11 protein-coding genes and 2 pseudogenes are annotated in these 18,618 nt (G+C 52.6%); 9 read left to right on the top strand and 4 right to left on the bottom strand.

Annotated elements, in window-relative coordinates; genetic code table 11:
• The first annotated feature begins 10 nt into the window (after positions 1–10).
• Both GJU83_RS14210 and GJU83_RS14205 read left to right on the top strand, forming a co-directional pair.
• The gene (locus GJU83_RS14210) at positions 11–3,118 is read left to right on the top strand and encodes an efflux RND transporter permease subunit (protein WP_014575741.1); all 3,108 of its coding nucleotides are present in this window, start codon (positions 11–13) and stop codon (positions 3,116–3,118) included.
• A gap of 17 nt (positions 3,119–3,135) precedes the next feature.
• Positions 3,136–3,480: a P-II family nitrogen regulator gene (locus GJU83_RS14205; protein ID WP_014575742.1), complete on the top strand. Its 345-nt coding sequence runs from the start codon at positions 3,136–3,138 to the stop codon at positions 3,478–3,480.
• A 424-nt stretch (positions 3,481–3,904) separates the two neighbouring features.
• Here GJU83_RS14205 and GJU83_RS14200 read toward each other — a convergent pair whose 3' ends face one another.
• Complete coding sequence (locus tag GJU83_RS14200) at positions 3,905–6,046, bottom strand: TonB-dependent receptor family protein (protein WP_041644863.1); 2,142 nt, start codon at positions 6,044–6,046, stop codon at positions 3,905–3,907.
• 630 nt (positions 6,047–6,676) lie between these two features.
• On the opposite strand from GJU83_RS14200, the gene GJU83_RS14195 reads away from it, so the two are divergent.
• Genes GJU83_RS14195 through GJU83_RS14185 form a run of 3 tightly spaced genes read left to right on the top strand, consistent with a single transcriptional unit; the run spans position 6,677 to position 12,165 of the window.
• On the top strand, positions 6,677–7,681 hold the full coding sequence (locus tag GJU83_RS14195) for a TolC family protein (protein WP_472791984.1): 1,005 nt from the start codon (positions 6,677–6,679) through the stop codon (positions 7,679–7,681).
• A 24-nt stretch (positions 7,682–7,705) separates the two neighbouring features.
• A complete protein-coding gene (locus tag GJU83_RS14190; RefSeq protein ID WP_062785126.1) occupies positions 7,706–8,953 on the top strand; it encodes an efflux RND transporter periplasmic adaptor subunit in 1,248 nt (415 codons plus the stop codon).
• Positions 8,954–8,967: 14 nt separating this feature from the next.
• On the top strand, positions 8,968–12,165 hold the full coding sequence (locus GJU83_RS14185; protein ID WP_014575746.1) for an efflux RND transporter permease subunit: 3,198 nt from the start codon (positions 8,968–8,970) through the stop codon (positions 12,163–12,165).
• Positions 12,166–12,252: 87 nt separating this feature from the next.
• On the opposite strand, the gene GJU83_RS14180 is transcribed toward GJU83_RS14185, so the two are convergent.
• Positions 12,253–13,620 carry a sensor histidine kinase gene (locus tag GJU83_RS14180; protein ID WP_014575747.1) on the bottom strand — a complete coding sequence of 456 codons (1,368 nt, stop codon included), beginning with the start codon at positions 13,618–13,620 and terminating at the stop codon, positions 12,253–12,255.
• 302 nt (positions 13,621–13,922) lie between these two features.
• Between GJU83_RS14180 and GJU83_RS14175 the strand changes: the two genes are divergently transcribed.
• Positions 13,923–14,153, top strand: a complete 231-nt coding sequence (locus GJU83_RS14175; RefSeq protein WP_014575748.1) for a hypothetical protein — start codon at positions 13,923–13,925, stop codon at positions 14,151–14,153.
• Positions 14,154–14,688: 535 nt separating this feature from the next.
• Positions 14,689–15,417 carry a TorF family putative porin gene (locus GJU83_RS14170; RefSeq protein ID WP_041644866.1) on the top strand — a complete coding sequence of 243 codons (729 nt, stop codon included), beginning with the start codon at positions 14,689–14,691 and terminating at the stop codon, positions 15,415–15,417.
• Between the two features lie 124 nt (positions 15,418–15,541).
• Here the strand turns inward: GJU83_RS14170 and GJU83_RS14165 are convergent, their stop codons facing one another.
• Positions 15,542–16,228 carry a response regulator transcription factor gene (locus tag GJU83_RS14165; protein ID WP_014575751.1) on the bottom strand — a complete coding sequence of 229 codons (687 nt, stop codon included), beginning with the start codon at positions 16,226–16,228 and terminating at the stop codon, positions 15,542–15,544.
• A gap of 287 nt (positions 16,229–16,515) precedes the next feature.
• Between GJU83_RS14165 and GJU83_RS14160 the strand changes: the two are divergent.
• Positions 16,516–16,815: pseudogene (locus tag GJU83_RS14160) on the top strand (transposase); the annotation flags it as partial.
• Here GJU83_RS14160 and GJU83_RS14155 read toward each other — a convergent pair.
• A complete protein-coding gene (locus tag GJU83_RS14155; protein ID WP_014575753.1) occupies positions 16,792–17,961 on the bottom strand; it encodes an IS30 family transposase in 1,170 nt (389 codons plus the stop codon). The pseudogene GJU83_RS14160 and the gene GJU83_RS14155 sit on opposite strands and share 24 nt — an antisense overlap.
• A 58-nt stretch (positions 17,962–18,019) precedes the next feature.
• On the opposite strand from GJU83_RS14155, the pseudogene GJU83_RS14150 reads away from it, so the two are divergent.
• Positions 18,020–18,618, top strand: a pseudogene (locus GJU83_RS14150) (IS3 family transposase); the annotation flags it as partial.

Raw genomic sequence — 18,618 nt, 5'->3', positions numbered from 1 at the left:
CGGGGGGAGCATGATCAACGCAATTGTGAATTATGCGCTGAACAATCGTTTGATGACGCTTGTTTTTGCTATCGCCGTGATCGTTGCCGGCATATTTTCATTTCAAAAACTGCCGGTGGATGCGTTTCCGGACGCGACACCGACCATGGTTCAGGTGTTCACTACCAGTCCTGGTTTGTCGCCAGTTGATATCGAAACGCTGATTTCCTATCCCGTTGAGATCAGCATGTATGGAATTCCCAAGTTAGAAAAAGTGCAGAGCACGTCGATTTTCGGACTTTCGCGGGTGACCATCTATTTCGAAGATGGCACCGATATCTACTTCGCCAGGCGGCTAGTTAACGAACGGCTATCCGAGGCCAAGCGCCAGATTCCCGAAGGGATGGGGGAACCCGAACTCGGGCCCATCGCAAGCGGTCTTGGGCGCATCCTGATGTATTCCTTGGAAACTGAGGATAAAGAGCAGTACAGCCTGCAGGAAATCCGCACGATCCAAGACTGGATTGTCAAGCCACAGCTCAGAACCGTGCCGGGTGTAACCGGTGTCCTGTCCATCGGCGGCGAGGTAAAACAATACCAGGTCAATATCGATGCGCAGGAGCTTCAGGCAAGGAACTTGACGGTGTCTGATATTCGCGGCGCTCTCACCCAGAATAATCGTAACGTCGGCGCCTCTTTCATTACGCGAGGCGGTGAAGAGTACATTGTTCGCGGTTACGGTTGGGTCGACTCAGGTTACGAAGGCATCGAAGACATCCAGAACATCATTGTGTCCAAGAGTGAGGGTGAGTCCCCTATTTACGTCAAGGATGTGGCGGAGGTTGGGCTTGGGCCAGCGATTCGCCGTGGGGCAGAGGTGTCCTCGGGTGAGGAATCCGTGGGCGGTTACGTGATGAAATTGATTGGCACCAACACCAGTCAGGTGCTTGAGGACGTCAATGCGAAAATCGACGATCTGAACAAGTCCCTCCCAGAGGGGTTGAAGATTGAAGCGTATTACTCTCAGGCAGACTTGGTGGGCAAGGCTATAGGCACTGTCGAGAAAGCACTGCTTGAAGGTTCGGTTCTGGTACTGGTTTTTCTCTATCTGTTCCTCGGAAATGTTCGTTCCACACTGATCGTGGTGGCGACATTGCCGTTGTCTGTACTCTTTGCGTTCATTGCCATGCGCATGTCGGGCCTGTCGGCCAACCTGATGAGTCTGGGGGGGCTGGCTATCGGCATCGGCATGATGGTGGACGGCGCTGTCGTGATGATAGAGAACATCTTCCGACACCTTGAGGAGCGATCCGATGAAAAGGTCAGCGTTTTGAGGCTTGTAGGTGAGTCCGCTCGGGAAGTGGCTCGTCCGATCGTGTTTGCGATTGGCATCATTATCATTGTTTTTTTGCCGCTGTTTACCCTGCAGGGCGTTGAGGGCAAGCTGTTTTCGCCCATGGCCTACACCATCAGCTTCGCGTTGATTGGTGCGCTGCTACTCGCGTTGACATTGGTGCCGGTTCTGGCCTCGCTCTCATTCAAAATGGGTGGGCAACATAAGGAGCCGAAGCTGGTTCTGTTCCTGAACCGGTTATACAAGCCGGTGGTGAATACTGTCGTCAAAGTCCCTAAGATTGTGATGGGCGTGGCCGTCGTTGCTTTTGCAGGCAGTCTTCTGCTCTTTCCCTATCTCGGAAGCGAATTCGTTCCCACGCTCAGGGAAGGCACGTTCCAGATTCGCTCGACACTGCCACCTGGAGCCAGTCTTGAATCCGCCATCAAATATGGCAAACGGATTCAGTCCGTTGTAGATGAATTTCCAGAGGTCACCGGCACCTATGCCAGGATCGGTCGTGCCGAAGTGGGTGGTGATCCTGAACCTGTGAACGTTGTCGCGACGCTTGTCAATCTGAAGCCCCTGGATCAGTGGCGAGAGGACGTGAGCTATGAGGATCTCCAAAGCAGGATTGCAGAGGCTTTGGATGAACGGGTCCCGGGGCTTGCCAACAATCTGTCCCAACCGATTCAGCTCAGAACCGACGAACTCCTGTCAGGCGTTCAGGCGCAACTGGTTGCCAGCATTTTCGGCGATGACCTAGACGAGTTGGGCCGGATCGGCAGGGAGGTAGCGGCCCTGGCGAATGATGTGCCGGGTGCAACGGATGTGCGCGCGCAGCAGAGTGCGGGTAAAAAACAGATCGTTATTCGCCCCGACCGTGAAGTGCTGGCGCAGTTCGGCATCAGCATCGATAACCTGATGAGTACGGTTGAAACCGGTATTGGCGGTAAAAGCGCCGGGCTGGTTTTCGACGGTGTCCGGCGATTTGAGATTTTCGCCCGGCTGCAAGAGTCCTATCGCGGGTCCATCGATGAAATCAGGAAGCTTCCCCTTAGGGGCAACAGCGGCGAGCTGATACCGCTTTCACGGGTGGCAGATGTTGAGATGTACGCGGGACCCAAGAAAATTTCACGCTCCAATGCCAGTCGGCGACAGTACGTGCAGATGAACGTACGTGGTCGCGATATGGGCAGTGTTGTTCAGGATTTGCGCAATCGGATTGAAAAGCAAGTGGACATGCCGCCGGGGTATTTCGTGGAGTTCGGTGGTCAGTTTGAGAACCAGGAAAGGGCCATGGCGCGGCTGGCGATTGTTGTGCCGATTACCCTGGCGCTTATTTTCCTGCTTCTTTTCTCCGCATTCAGCAGTCTGCGCTATGCGGCGCTGATCTTCATGAATGTGCCCTTTGCGGTTACTGGTGGCATTGTCGCGCTTTTTGTGACGGGGCTTTACCTCTCCGTGCCTGCAGCGGTGGGGTTCATCGCTGTGTTTGGCGTAGCCGTACTGAACGGTGTGGTGATGGTGAGCTACATCAATCAGTTGCGGGACGAAGGCTACGAAGTCATTGAAGCAGTCAAGCTGGGTGCTCAACGCCGTTTGCGGCCGGTTCTGATGACAGCCTCGGTGGCTATTCTGGGGCTGATTCCCTTGTTGCTGGCCGACGGTATTGGTTCCAATGTCCAACGGCCGCTGGCGACGGTTGTGGTTGGCGGTCTGATCACCTCAACGCTGCTGACGCTGGTGGTGTTGCCCAGTGTGTACCAGTGGTTTGCATCCGAACGTCGTGACGTTGAAGTCTGATAGGCAGGAGAAGGTTTATGTACGAAATAAAGGCTTATGTCAGAGAGGTGATGGCGGAGCATGTGGTTGATGCTCTAGCAAAAGTCCAAGGAGTGGCAAGCATTGCCGTCGTGTCTCTCAACGAATTTGGCCATCTGGTCGGTGATGAGTCGCCTCTGGAGAAAGTGAAGATGGTCAAGCTGGAAGTAGATGTAGCGACCGAAACTGTTGCCGATGAAGTTGTGGACATCATTGTGCGAACGAGCAGGACCCGGGATGGACACCCGGGGGACGGCAAGGTACTGGTATCCCGCCTGGTTCGGGCTGTTCGCATCGAGGATGGTGCGGCCAACGAAAGCGCACTTCAACCCACTTCAAGCTAGTTCTATTTAAGCTGGATGGTGGCATCGCGGCTGTGCTGGTCGCGCGAGCCGCCATCACAGCTCCATTCCCGGCTGAAAGATTTCAGACCTCGCCTAGGCCGCCCGCAACGAGTCGAAAAGCTCAAATTGCTTGTTTGATCTTGCGCGAAGAGAAGACAATGGTGGCGTAGGCATAAATCAGTAACTTTAGCATCGTCCGTGGATTGAGCGGCGAGTTGCGCCGGCCGACCACTTCATGTTCGTGTTGCGGCGGAAGCGGCGCTTTGAGAATGGGTCAGTCTCTAAAAAGTCGAGGCTCCAACTACAACAAACCCCCGCCGTAATGACGAGGGTTTATCAGCAATCTGAGCCCCAGCCTCGGGCTCTTTGCTGTCGTGACGTAAACGCGAAGCCACCCGGAAATCAGGCGCCATCCGGTTGTTCGTCAGAAGTTGACGCTTATCCCCAATGAAGCGGTGCGTGGTAGGTTTGCCATGGCGCCATCGGGCAAACGTGAGACAATTTGCTGCTCATCGAACACATTGTCCACTTTCAGGAAGACATCCGCACTGGCGGTCAGTGCGTAGCGGCTGATGAAATCAACCAGGAACAGGGACTCGGTCTCGTCCAGTTTCGTGGCGGTGTTGTTGCAACCTGCGCTGACGCACATTTCATCGACGTAGGTGGCCACAAGGTAGTTGTCCCAGCCACTTGGGTGTTCCATGCCTGTCCGGAAGCTCATCTGGTTTTCAGGTACGTCTTTGAGCTGCTCACCTTTTGTCAGGCCCGAGGCAGCATTGTCCTTGCTGATTTCCGCTTGGGTAAAGGTGTAGGTAAGGCTAACCGGAAGGTAGAACTCGCCCGCCCGCGTGCCGGTCTGGAGCTGGAACTCAACACCGGAAATTTCAGCCTCGCCGGTTACAAAACTGCCAGAGGTGGCGCCATTGCTGCACGGCGATCCCACGGAACAGTTTTCGGCCTTGTTGGAGAAGTCGCTGTAGAAGCCGATCATTTCCGCGAAGAACGCATTGCCAAAGTACCGGAGGCCGGCCTCCCAGTTCTTGCTGGTTTCCGGCTCTTCGTTTGCCTTGGCACCACCCCCGAGAGGTGAGAAACCCCGGTGTACGCCACCCAGAACCTGCCAGCTTTGGGATAGGTCATAGGTAAAGGAAGTGCCGGGCAGGAGTTCAGCACTCTCATTGGCGCGGGTGCTGTCGATGGTTGTGCGGCCGGGATCCGCGTATTGGGTGCGACCGGTTTTCACATCCTCGTAGCGCAGGGCGAGGTTAACGCTGAGCTTGTCCGTCGCCTGCCAGGTGTCGAGCGCCCAGAAGCTCAGGGCCTCGCCGGTCTCAAAGCGATTATTGCTGCCCGTGGGGGCGACAGTGTTCTGGAACACCAGAGAGCCGTTGACCTGGTCATAAACATCGACTGGCTGGAAACGATCCATTTCATCTTCGTGGTAGCGGGCGCCGAAATCAAACTGGTGGCTGCCCATGTCGACATCAAAGTTTACCTGCACGCCCTCGGACAGGTAGTCCCTGGCGTTGTTTTTGTAATCCAGACCGCTGGCATCAACTGTGCCGTCCAGAATACCCTGGGCATTGGCGTCGCCGCCGTTTGCCGAGTCGATGATGCTTCCGCCGCCGCTGAGCTTGAACCAGTTCCGCTTGAAGTCGTTGCGATAGAGGGTGGCCGTGCTGCTTACGGTGTTACTCCAATCGAACTGATGGGTCAGGCTGATACCGGAGTGGGTATTGTTCATCTGGTCGATGCTGGACAACCCGTAACGCCGGTTCGGATCCTGGCTGAAGTCCGCATCGGTCAGGCCGAGGTAACTGGAGTTGGAGGTTTCCTCGGAGTATTGCAGCTTGGCGGTCACGCTCTGGCGCTCTCCCTGCCAGCGTAGTTTGCCGACATAGTCTTCGATATCAAAGCCGGTATCGCGGTTGCTGCGGTCAATTTCCTTGAAGCCTTTCGCGGAGCGCTGGACGGTCTCAAGCAGGTAGCCCCAGTCGCCGGCCGTGTCACCGTAGGTTACATGAACGTCGGTGGAGCCGCGGTCGTTGGTGACGGACTCAATATAGCCCTGCCGCTGATCGGGAATGGGTGTGGAAATCAGGTTGACGACACCACCGGTGGTTTGCGGGCCATAGCGCAGCAGCGGGGCACCCTTGAGCACTTCCAGCGAGGACATCCGCTTCAGCGTCGGGAAATAATAGGCGGCCGGATTGGAGTAGGGCGCCGGTGCGATAAGAATGCCATCTTCCATCAGGGTGACATTGCTGCTGCGCTCGGCCGTGGCGCCGCGGATGCCGATGTTAGGTCGCAGACCCAGGCCTTCCTCTTCCCGCACATAGACACCCGGAACGGTTTTCAGTACCTGGTTGATGTCGGTCTCAACTTCGGTTTTCATCTGCTGCTCACCAACAACGTAGCCTGACCCTGGCAAGGTCTGGACGGCAGAAGCATCGCCAATGATTTCCATGGGTTCAAGCATCTGGGGCTGGTTATCTCCGGCGGCCCAGTTCAGACCCGGGGCAAGGCTGATTGCCACGGCCAGTGATAGTCGGCAAGGTTTAAACATGTGGTTATTCTCCGTTATCATTTGCTGGTGGTAATGCAGGTGCAAACAATTCGCATTTCTGTCTATAAACTTTACGGCTCTGTAACTATCGAGTCAATAGTCAATGCTCATGGTGCGGGAAGGTGTCACCAGGCTGAAAACGGTTAACAGCCTTTCCCTGATTACTCGGTCTGAGGGTTATGCCGTGAGCCATCCTGGCGCCCCGGTTGACCTGCTGGCCAGTCGGGCGATGAACCGGTTCAAAACATGGCAGGTCAAAAGCTTATGTCGCGCAGGCCCTAGGCGATTTTTCTAAAATAGGCTGCAAATTCAAACTCATTTCAAAGTTCACACTTAAGATTCCGATCACTTCCTACCTCGTCACGGGCTTCTTACCGCCCATAATTTTTGGCTACTAATTGCTTCGGGAGAACGATGATGAAGGCAAGCAAGCACTCGCCTCGGGCGTTGCTGTGTTCAGTACTATTGTCCATTCCTCTGTTAGGTCAAGCGGAGACTGTCAATTGGGCGAATTGGCTCACAGGCCAGATAAGTAAGCACCCGGAGGTACTGGCAGCGACAGAGCAGGCGGCAGCGCGGAAAGAGGACGCTCAGGCAAGCGAACAACCGCTGTATAACCCGGAGTTATCCGTGGGAGCAGACAGAACGGGCAGTGAGAATAACTTTGAGGCAGGGCTGTCACAAACGATCGATTGGTCTGATCAACAGGGCGCATTAAAGGAGAAGGCAAAGCTGATCAGGCTTTCTGCGCAAGCTGGCTTGAGCGAAGCAGTCCTGACACAAACGTCTGAATCATTGTTTGCGCTTGTCGAGTGGCGCACCACTACGCTGTTAGAGGAAATTGCTGAATCCCAACAGCAGCGCCTGGATGCCTTGCTGGACCAGGTTGAACAGCGCCAGCAGGCAGGTGATCTGGGGCGTGCCGACGCAGAGCTTCTGTTTTTAAATCTATCCCGTCAGTTGAGCGAAGTCGCCCAGGCAAAGGCCGCAGTTGATCGAGCAGAAACTCAAGTTAGAGAACGTCTGCCGGACTGGAGGCCTCAGGATGGGGGAATCCCCGAGTATATATGGTCAGCGCTGGAGTCCGAGATTGGTGATGCTGATCTGCTGGCACACCCGTCAATTGCTGCCGCTCGAGCCGAGTGGCAGGTGCTGAAAAGTGAGGCAGAGGTTGCCAGACGCAAAGCCACAGCATCGCCGACAGTAGGGCTGAGCGGAGGGCGTGACGGCGGCGAGAACGTGGTTGGCCTGACATTCTCGATCCCTCTGAACGTCCGTAATAACTACAGCGCTGAAACCCGGGCTGCGAATCGACGGGCTCTGGAGGCGGAAGCGCGGTTTCAGGCGCTCTACCGGAAACGACAATATGACCTGGCAGGCGCTCGCGCTTCCTGGAAGCGATACGACAAGCAACTCCGTCGATGGAAAGAACTATCCCAGGGGCGTGTACAGCGAAGTGCCGATTTGCTTGAGAAGCAGTGGCAGGTCGGCGACCTCTCCACCTCTGAGTATCTCCAGGCGCTGGGCCAGCGCGCGGAGAGTCTGAAAACCGGTATTGAACTGGAAAAGCTGGCGCAGCTGGGCCTGATTGAGCTCTTGAGCCAGTCTGGCGAACTGATCACCCCCTTCCAATAATATTCTGGAAACTGGATATTCATCATGAAAAAAACTCTGATTTCAGTATTTGTTTTGACGCTGTTTATAGCTCCCCCTTCACTGGTGCAGGCCGAGGAAGATGCTCATAACGAGGCGGGCCACGATCATGCCGCCGGTGGCGACGATCATCGAGAAGGCACCGGTGAAGAGGATGAGCATGAGGGCGGACATGCTGAAGAACGTGAGCATGAAGAAGAAGGTCATGGCCACGAAGAGGAGAGCGATGGTGGTCATGAAGAAGCAACCTCCGCAAGCATCAATGCCAAACAAAAAGAGCTTGCCGGCATTGAAGTAGCAACCCTCGAGAGCAAGCGCGTTGACTATGAAATTTACGCTCCCGGTGAGCTGCTGACCAACGGCTATACCAGCTATCACGTGTCCCCCCGAGTTGCCTCGGTGGTGTTGAGACGTCACGTGGAATTGGGTGAGCACGTAACCAAAGGTCAGCCGCTGGTAACCCTGTTCAGTGAGACGGTGGCACAGGCGCAGGCTGATTACAGGAAGGCTTTTCCTGAATGGGAGCGAATCAGCGGGCTGGGTCGTTCCGTGGTGGGTGATCAACGGTTCAATACCGCGAAAGCCAATATTGAAGCGGCGAGGGCGACTCTGCTTGCTTATGGGCTAAACGATGATGACATTGGTGCGTTGAAGGCCAGCGGCGTAGGTAGTCTCGGTGAATACACGCTCAGGGCTCGCGTGGACGGCGCAGTGCTGACCGATGAGTTTGAGCAAGGACAAAGAGTTGAGGCAGGCCAACCGCTGGTGACTCTGGCTAATGAAAGCGAACTTTGGGTAGAGGCTCACCTGCCAGCAAACTCCGACATTGTCCTTAAGCAAGGAGCAGAAGCGGAAGTAAGAGTTGCAGGTCGTGTAGCTGTGGCAACGGTATCCCAAGAAGCTCATACCATTGACGCTGTGACCCGCACGCGGATTGTTCGGTTGGAGCTGGACAATCCTGAAGATCGTTTTCATCCCGGAATGTTTGCAGATGTGTATTTCCTTTTTAAAACCAAGGAGCCGGTACTTGCGGTGCCGGAGAGCGCCTTGATGCGAAGGGCCGATGGCGACTGGACGGTCTATGTGGAAGAGGCTGAAGGGGAGTATGAGCCTGTGGAAGTGGAACTGGGCCGCTCAATTGGCGGACTCCGTGAAATTTCCGGCCTGACTGCAGGCCAGCGGATTGTTTCGCGGGGCGCATTTTTTGTGGCCTCTGAAATTGCCAAAGGCGGCTTTGACCCACACAACCACTGATTCCGGGAGCCATTATGTTCAACCGAGTTGTCGACTGGGCGGTTCAGAACCGCCTGTTGGTTCTTATTGCGCTAGCAGTGCTTATCGCCACGGCCGCGTTTCAGATCCCAAAACTGAATCTTGATGCCTTCCCTGACGTTACAAACGTCCAGGTCGCTGTTAACACAGAGGCGCCCGGACTTGCGGCTGAGGAGGTCGAGCAGCTGATCACCTATCCCATTGAAGCGGTGATGTATGCGTTGCCGGATGTTGAGGAGGTTCGATCCATTTCCAAAACCGGGTTGTCCGGTGTCACCGTGGTCTTTAAAGAGGGCACGGATATCTATTTCGCGCGTCAACTGGTGTTCGAGCGGTTGCAGGCCGCGCGGGAGCTGATTCCGGACGGGGTCGGGGTGCCTGAAATGGGCCCGAATACGTCCGGTCTCGGCCAAGTCTACCAGTACTTGTTGATAGCGGACCCGAATTCGGGGTACGACGCAATGGAATTGCGCAGCTTGCACGACTGGCTGGTCAAACTGTTGCTGATACCGGCCGAAGGGGTTACAGAAATCCTGTCGTTTGGCGGAGAAGTTCGCCAGTACCAGGTGAACCTGAATCCGGCTCGAATGTTGTCCTATGACTTATCACAGAATGACGTCATGCATGCCCTGGAAAACAACAACTCCAATGTTGGGGGCTGGTATATGGGCCGCGGACAGGAGCAGTTGGTTATTCGCGGTATGGGATGGCTGGGCAATGGCGAGCAGGGGCTGGAGCAGATCCGTCAGGTACCCGTTAAAACCAGTGACGGCATCACAGTAACCGTGGACGATGTCGCTCAGGTGGGACTTGGCACTGAAATTCGCCAGGGTGCGGTGACCATGACCCGGAAGGACGAAGACGGTCAAGTTGAACAACTGGGTGAAGTGGTTTCTGGCATTGTACTCAAACGAATGGGGGCCAACACAAAAGCCACCATCGACGGCATCGAGGCTCGCATTGAGCGCATAAATCAGGCGCTTCCGAGTGGGGTTCGTTTTGAGCCCTATTACAACCAGGCGGATCTGGTGACCAAGGCAGTAGAGACGGTGACGAATGCGCTTTTGTTGGCTTTTGTGTTTATTGCGATTGTGCTTGCTCTCTTCCTGATGAATCTGCGAGCAACAACGCTCGTGCTGCTTTCAATACCGATTTCCATCGGTATTGCCCTGATGATCATGGCCTGGTTCGGTCTCTCGGCCAACTTGATGTCTCTGGGCGGCATTGCTGTGGCAATTGGCATGCTGGTGGACGGCTCTGTTGTTATGGTCGAGAACATGTTCAAACATCTGACGCATCCCGATGCTGAGCATGACGCCCATCGAGATGAATTGATTGAAAACGACCCCGATCCGTTGGACGCGTCACACGATGATCATGGCATTGCGCTCAGACTCCAGGAAGCCGGCCGGGAAGTGGCGCGCCCCATCTTTTTCGCCACGGCGATTATCTTGGTCGTTTTCATGCCTCTGTTCAGCTTTGAAGGTGTGGAAGCCAAGCTGTTCCAGCCAATGGCGATCAGCATCATGCTGGCCATTGTGTCCGCTGTGATCGTTGCTCTGATCGTCGTGCCTGCGTTGGCTTCGTTTGTGTTTCGCAAGGGTATCCGGGAACGGGAAAGCTTCGTTTTAAAACCTCTTGAGAAGCTTTATCGCCAGGGCCTTGACTGGTCGCTGAAACACACCCGATCTGTTGTCGGTGCTGCCGCTGTTCTTGTGGTGCTGGCGGCCCTGGTCGTGCCGCGACTCGGCACTGAGTTTGTCCCTGAACTGGAAGAAGGGACGATCAACCTCCGGGTGACGCTGGCCCCTTCATCAAGCCTTGATACGGCGATTGAAGTTGCGCCAAAACTGGAAGCCATGTTGATGGAATTTCCAGAAGTGACTTACGCTCTGTCCCGGGCTGGTCGAGCAGAAATAGGGGGCGACCCGGAGCCCGTCAACAACATAGAGATCTATATTGGCTTAAAGCCAACTTCGGAGTGGACCAGCGCCAGTAATCGCTACGAATTGCAGGCCCTGTTTGAGGAGAAGCTCGAACAGCACCCGGGGCTACTGTTTAACTTTTCTCAGCCTATCGCGACTCGGGTTGATGAATTGTTGTCAGGTGTTCGTGCGCAGTTGGCCATCAAACTCTTTGGCCCGGATCTCGACGTACTGGCGGAGAAAGGCCAGCAGATTGAAGCGGCGGTCCGAACAGTTCAGGGAACACGAGACGTCGCCATGGAGCAGATTGCTGGTGAAGCGCAGTTGGTGGTTCAGCCTGACCGTCAGGCACTCTCCCGGTACGGACTCGCCGTGTCTGATGTGATGAGTGTCGTCCGGGATGGACTGGGTGGTGCCGCCGCAGGCCAGATCATCAACGGAAATGAGCGGTACGATATCTATGTGCGTCTGGCCAAACGTTTCCGGGAGGACCGGGATGCCATTGCCGATCTCAGGTTACAAGCGCCGTCCGGGGCCTGGGTGAGACTCGGTGATGTGGCCGATGTGTCTATTGAGTCCGGCCCGCCTCAGGTGCGCCGCGATGACGTGCAGCGCCGTGTGGTCATTCAGTCCAATGTGCAGGGTCGTGACATGGGCAGTGTGGTTGCCGATATTCAAGATACCATCGCGTCAGAAGTGAACCTTCCCCCCGGCTATTCGGTGGATATTGGTGGTCAATTTGAAAACCAGCAGCGAGCTCAGAAGCGATTGGCCATTGTGGTTCCTGTATCCTTGGGTCTGATTGCGTTGTTGTTGTACTTTGCTTTCAGTTCGGTTGGTCAGGCGCTGCTGATTCTTGTCAACGTACCGCTTGCTGTCATTGGTGGCGTCTTTTCACTCTGGATCTCCGGCCAGTACCTTTCCGTGCCCAGTTCCGTTGGATTTATCACACTGTTTGGTGTGGCGGTGCTTAACGGAGTCGTTATGGTCGAAAGCATCAATCAGCGAATACAGGATGGGTTAAGCGTGGATGCCGCGGTGTTTGAAGGTGCCGTCTCCCGTTTGCGTCCTGTCTTGATGACAGCAATAACCTCGGCACTCGGTTTGATACCGATGCTATTGTCGACGGGCGTGGGTGCGGAAATCCAGAAGCCATTGGCCAGCGTGATTGTAGGTGGTCTCGTGACTGCGACTTTCCTAACGCTTTTTGTTTTGCCGGCTCTATTCACGCGCTTCTCAAGGGCTAAACTCGATGATATGCAACGGTAGAAAAGAGGTGGAAATACACAGTTTTGATCGCGAGCAGGGGAGGGTAGTCCCTCCGTCATAGCGGGGCGGAGGAATTATGGTTGTGCTCTACTCTGGGAAAGGAAGCACAACTGTAATTCTGGCGCCCCCCGTTTCTGAGGGGCCAATGTTCATCCGTCCGAAATTGTCTTCTAGTATTTCGGACACGATGGACAGTCCCAATCCAAATCCAGAAACGGTTTCGTCAAGCCGGGAACCTCTATCCATCACTTTTGAGGCCGCTTCTGGAGTAATCCCAGGGCCGTCGTCTGCAACTTCTATCGTTAGCCCGGAATCGGTCTGGCTTATTGAAACGTCAATCTCAGCCTGACTCCACTTCCCGCCGTTTTCGAGCAGGTTACCGAATAACTCTGATAGGTCCTGACGCTCCATGGGCCAACTGAAGTTATTCGGCAAGGATGTATTAATACGGAAACTCTTATCGGGAAAGATTTTTTCCATGACAGAAATGACGTTGTTCGCTATTTCAATCGGCAAACATGTTTGCCCCATCTGCCTGCCGGAGATATCTGCCTTGCTCATGCGGTAGTTCAAGGACCGGCTTAGATCCTTTAGGTTGGAGGTCATGAACTCTATGTCGTCGCGGGACGGAGGTAATGAACCAGTGTCTGACAAGATTGCGAGATTGGCAGAGATCGAGGTCTTGACCATGTGAGAAAGATCGGAATTGAGGCGGCGATGGCGGTCAAGGCGACGACTTGCTAGTTCAAGTAGGTTATTGAACTGTTTGATCAGCGGACTGAACTCCTCTGGTGCGTCAGGATTCAAACGAGGTTGTTTGCCAGATTGCAGTCTCCTCATGTCTTCCTTGATGTGTTCGATCGGTTTCAAAGCCAGGTAAGTAGTGGTGCCTACCAGAGCCAAGAGAACAACAAGTAATATTGCGGAGGCAGCCAGCAAGGTCAGGTGAGCCCCACTGGATCGCTCAGCTAGTCCGCTTTCCATTTCCAAGATGGTGATTGACGAAAGCGAACTATCAATTCCGACACCACGTTTTAATCCGAGAAGGCGATCCGCACCGTGGGATATTTCGACAAAGCCCGCCGGCTTTTCTGAGATCATACGCAACTTCGTTTGATTTACGTTGTTACTGGCAATGACGCTTCCATCTTTCATTTCAACAATGAGGGCGTGTTCCAGTAGCAATTGGAATTGATCGATCATGCTTCCGATCTCGTCGGCCGTCGGCATTTCGTTTGCAATGATGGTTTGAAAACTCTCCACCTCTTTGTCAAGACGATGTTTTCTGGACTCGTTCGAAAGCTCCTCTATCACATAGGTGTGTGAGAAAAAAATAAGCAGAAAATACAGGATGCTAAAAACCATGCCATATTGGAGTGCAGTTTTTCGGATGCTTTTCTGCGCTGTCATGAGGGTGCTTTTGTCGATTGAGCGGAAGGGTTCAGTTGAAAGCAAACAGAGGTGTTCCGGTCCGAAAGCATAGTTGGAATCGAAGCGTGCCGCAACGGGTGCGAACCTGAGGGAGGGCGGCTCTGGCCTTCAGATAGGTCTGGCCTAGTCTTATTTTCTCAGGCATTGAAAAATTAGGTTTAGTGTCATCAAAGCCGACCTGAATGGCTTTTGAGCTAGGGGTAAACGCTAAAAAAACGTTTCATCACCATAGATTTTCAAGTGTGTTTAAAGTTTCGATGTTCTACTGATCATCCGAGGCCATTGAATTTTGTCGGTCTAATTGGAATAAATATCGGAGCCGTTTTATGAAGAAAGTATCCATGATTCTAGTAGCTTCTTTCCTGGCAAGTGGTGCTTCAATAGCCCTCGCAGGAGGGCAAGCGGACAGATACAACGAGGCAAGAACCTATCCTAATAAGAGCATAGATGAACGTTCCTCCCAGTATCGTGTGGAAGAGATCGAGACCATCAAAAAACTGAAGGAAGAACATAGATTGATTAAAGAGTTGATTGGGGATCTTTTGGCAAAGCAATAACATTTATCGTTGTTTATTTGGAGCCAGGCGCGCAATTGCGTGGCTCCAAGATTAGTTTGATGATAGATTTTGTTAATTTTTCCAAAAACGGCGAAAGTCGCGCTTTAAGGCTGATCAATTTCGAAAAAAAGACAGAGTGCAAAAAGTTGGAAATTTGCATTCTTTACTCAGAGTTTTTTTAGTAGTATTCATGACCAATTAAGACCTACCTCTATTTTCCTAATAGAACCATATCTTATCTCGAATTTTTGCGTTAAAAATATTCTACTTTAGTGATATTTTTATTTCAGTTTTTGTTCCTATTTGGTGCGCATTATTAATGAGTGCACTATCGTCGAGCAATGCGAAACTATGAAGCAAAATGTTCATTGCATTGAATGATTAAATATTCAACGGATTTTATTAACTATGGACCTGATTTGACAATAATTGCTCATAAACTAAGTCTCTAAAAGTTGGCGCAAAATATGCAGTCATTGTAGATGCGTTATTCGATGCGCAAATAACTAAGCTGTCAAAATTTAAGGTGAAAACGATGAAAAGACGTATCTCGACTAAGGATTGTTTGCTAAGTGTTGGTTTGCTCGTAACCCTCCAAGCGGTCCCGTTAATTGCCAACGCTAATGTAAGTGCAAATTTAGGTGTAACAAGCAACTACTTATTTCGTGGTGTGACACAAACAGATGGCTCAACGGCGACGCAAGGCGGGCTTGACTACGAACATGCGTCGGGGCTTTATTTTGGCGGCTGGGGCTCCAATGTGGATTTCGGCGATGGGACGAGCTATGAGCTTGATCTTTATGCTGGCTTCTCCGGTGCAATCGAGGATATTGGTTACGATGTTGGGTACATTTATTACTCTTACCCTGATGCTCCTGAATCTATTGATTTTGGCGAAATATACGGAGAGTTGAATTACAGCATTGCATCTATAGGTGTTGCTTACACAGCAAACAGCGACGTAAGCGGCGATGGGCTGTTCGTTCAAGGCGATATCTATTATTACGCATCTGTTGATGTGCCGCTGGAAGACGATTTCAGCACAGGTGTTTTGATTGGCTATTATGATTTCACTGATGATAGCAAGGCGTCTATTGGCGAGGCGAGCTACGGACATGCAGCTGTCAACATCACCAAAGATGCGGAGAGCTTTGGAGCTTTTAGTGTTAATCTGGAGTACGCTGATATCGATTCAAGTAACGCACTTGGTTCGGTCAATTCGGACGACCCGAAGTTTTGGCTGGGCTGGACTAAGTCCTTTTAATCTATTTGGTATTTTTCACCGAAACGGTTAAACATTGAGAAAGCTGGCCCGGTCTTTGGGCCAGCGCATTTATCTGGCGAGCCTTGGCCCTTGAGGAAAAATGGTTAAATCACAGTAAAATAATTTAACCTTCAACCCCTTTTTGAAGAGGATCTCTTGCAAAGAAATATCCTTGTCCTCTCAATGTTTTTATTCGTTTTTTACCGAGTATCTTTCTGAGCCTAGCTATGTAGACTTGAACGACATTTCTGGTTGGGCACCTTTCGATATTATAGAGTGCTTCAACAAGTTCGTCCTGCGAGAAGACTCTGTCAGGAGAGCGAAGAAGGCATTGTAAAAGGCGGTACTCCGTTGCGGTTAGTCTGAACTCTTTATGATCGGGAGTTGTTAGGGTTCTATAGGTTGCATTAAGTTGAAAGCCATCCACGATAATCTTATCAGTTGCTCGCCCGTCTTTTCTTCGTATTATGGCGCTAAGTCGAGCTTTTAGTTCATCGAATTCGAAGGGTTTTGGAAGATAATCGTCTGCGCCGGCATTCAAGCCCTCAACTCTCTCTGTCCAGTTGGAGCGAGCAGTTAAAATAAGAATAGCCTCATCTTTGCCACCGCTTCTCCACTTCTGCATCAAGGAAAGTCCGTTCTGGTCGGGCAGTCCGATATCGAGTATAATCGCCTGATAACTGCATGTTTCTACGAAAGAATTGGCCTCTGCGCCGTTTTTGGCTACATCAACAGTAAAGTGTTCCTTCGCAAGCCAACCAGAAATTTTTTCTGCGAGTATCGCGTTATCCTCGACAATTAGAACTTTCATCTATGAACGCCGTTTCTGGATGTTGGATGATTTTGGTCGCCACCTATCTCGTGCGCAAATCAAAATAGCTCAAAAATGGATTTCAAGCGACGCGGCATTTCAACAGACGAACCTGAATTCAGCTTGAAAAGCACATTACCTTTCGGACAGGTTGGCAATCCACAAAGCATGGGCTGAGGCAAGTTGGTCTTCCACCGTTTATCGTGACAGATGCACCAAGTGTAGTGGTTCAATGATTCCGGACACCAACGTAGGTGGTAATATCGCCACCATAAACGAGGTGTCTGATGACCAGAAAGCGACGTTCTTTTTCTCCGGAGTTCAAACAGGAAGCAGCCAGCCTGGTGCTGGATCAAGGTTACACGATTCCCCAGACGAGCGTGTCCCTGGGAATTGGTGAAAGCGCTATCCGGCGCTGGGTTAACCAACTGACCGAGGAGCGTGACGGTGTCACCCCGAAGGGCAAGGCGTTAACCCCGGAGCAGCGCCGTATTCAGGAGCTGGAAGCCCGCTGCAAGCGCCTTGAGCAGGAGAAAGACATACTAAAAAAGGCTACTATGAGTTCAACCGGTCAACGCAAATATACTTTGTAGCTTCTCCACAGGTGTTAGGTAGTCGAGTGTTTTCCTCGGTCGTTCATTCAGCTTCCTTGCAAATTCATTTAACTGCTTCTGGGAATAGCCCGATAAATCGGTCTTCTTCGGGAAGTACTGGCGCAACAGACGATTGGTGTTCTCGTTGCTGCCTCTTTGCCAGGGGCTCTGCGGGTCACAGAAATAAACCTGCATGTCGGTCGCAAGCGTAAATTTCCTGTGGTTACCCAGCTCACCTCCTCGATCCCAGGTCAGGGTTCTCTTCAACTCCTCGGGGAGTTGGCCGACTTCCCGACAAAGCGCCGAAACAACGCTTTCCGTATCTTTTCCGCCGACATGAACGAGCATCGTAAATCTGGACTGCCGCTCTACTAGCGTCGCAATATGTGAGTTCTTGGATCCGGATATCAGGTCTCCCTCCCAATGGCCAGGAACAGCCCTGCCTTCAACCTCTTTTGGCCGAGCACGGATAGAAACTAAATCTGTGATGCTGGTGCGGGATTCTGCCTCTTCAGAGCTTCTGTGCCGTGATCGACGCATACCGCGTCTTGATCGGAGGTGTTTGATAAGTTCCTTCTTCAGAACACCTCGGGCTTGAATAAAGAGACTTCGGTAAATCGTTTCATGGGACACATGCATCGACTTGTCGTCCGGGAACTGGCGTTTTAGCCAGCCTGCTACTTGCTCTGGAGACCAGTCAAGGCTCAGCTTTTCGGCAACGGCTGCACGGAGGGGCTCATTCAATGCGAGAAGGCATTTTTTCGGACGTCTTGATTGGGTCCAGGCACGCCGATCTGCCACGTTCGCCCTGTACCGACTTCTTCCTCCGTTACGACTGACCTCTCGACTGATGGTTGAGGCAGACCGTCCCATCGAGTCGGCAATCTGAGTCAATGTCAGTCCCGCTGAGATGCCTCTTGAAATCTCTTCGCGCTCAGAGCTACTAAGCACCCTCGCCGACCTGGAACGTCTCAGAGGGGCAATGCCGCCATGTATGGCGAGCATTCCAGTAATCGATCCAGCATGCTTCCCAAGGGCTCTGCCAATCTCGCTAAGCGACTGTCCTTTCTTCCATCGAGCCCATAGCTCCTGCTTCTGCTGGTAGGTCAGCCCTCTGGTCTTTAATACTTGCTGCGACATTCTGAAAGCCCCGATAGTTACCAGTGTGCATTATGTTGCACTGACCGGTTGAATCTACCACCGCTCTCTTGATGTCGGACGACATGAATCGTACGCGCTGATAGACCAGTTGAGTGAGCAAATGCCTGTTGAAATGGTCTGCAATGCGTTTGATATAAGCCGTTCCAGCTATTACGAGTACCGCCAACGGCGGAAGCACGTGGATGTTGAGCGTCTGGCCCTAAAGGCTCAGGTAAACCGCCTATTTACCAAGAGCCGCAGCTCTGCCGGCAGTAGAACGATCAAGGGCATGCTCAATGACGACGGCGTTGTCATCGGGCGCTTCAAGGTTCGACGATTGATGAGTGAGCTGGGGCTGATCTGTAAGCAGCCGGGTCCTCACGCCTACAAGCAGGCGACCGTTGAGCGACCGGATATCCCGAACCATCTGGCTCGTGAGTTTACGGTAGACCGGCCGAATCAGGCGTGGTGTGGTGACATCACCTACGTATGGAGCGGCCAGCGGTGGAGTTATCTGGCTGTCGTTCTGGATTTATATGCCCGACGCGTCGTTGGTTGGGCGATGTCATCCAGCCCCGATGCCGATTTGGTGGTCAAAGCTCTAGACCACTCCTGGGAACAGCGTGGTCAACCAGAAAAAGTCATGTTCCACTCGGA

Origin of the sequence: Marinobacter salsuginis, from assembly GCF_009617755.1 — a bacterium.
GTDB classification, from domain to species: domain Bacteria; phylum Pseudomonadota; class Gammaproteobacteria; order Pseudomonadales; family Oleiphilaceae; genus Marinobacter; species Marinobacter salsuginis.
The sequence above is the reverse complement of the archived record's forward strand: the minus strand, read 5'-3'. Positions and strand labels throughout refer to the sequence as shown.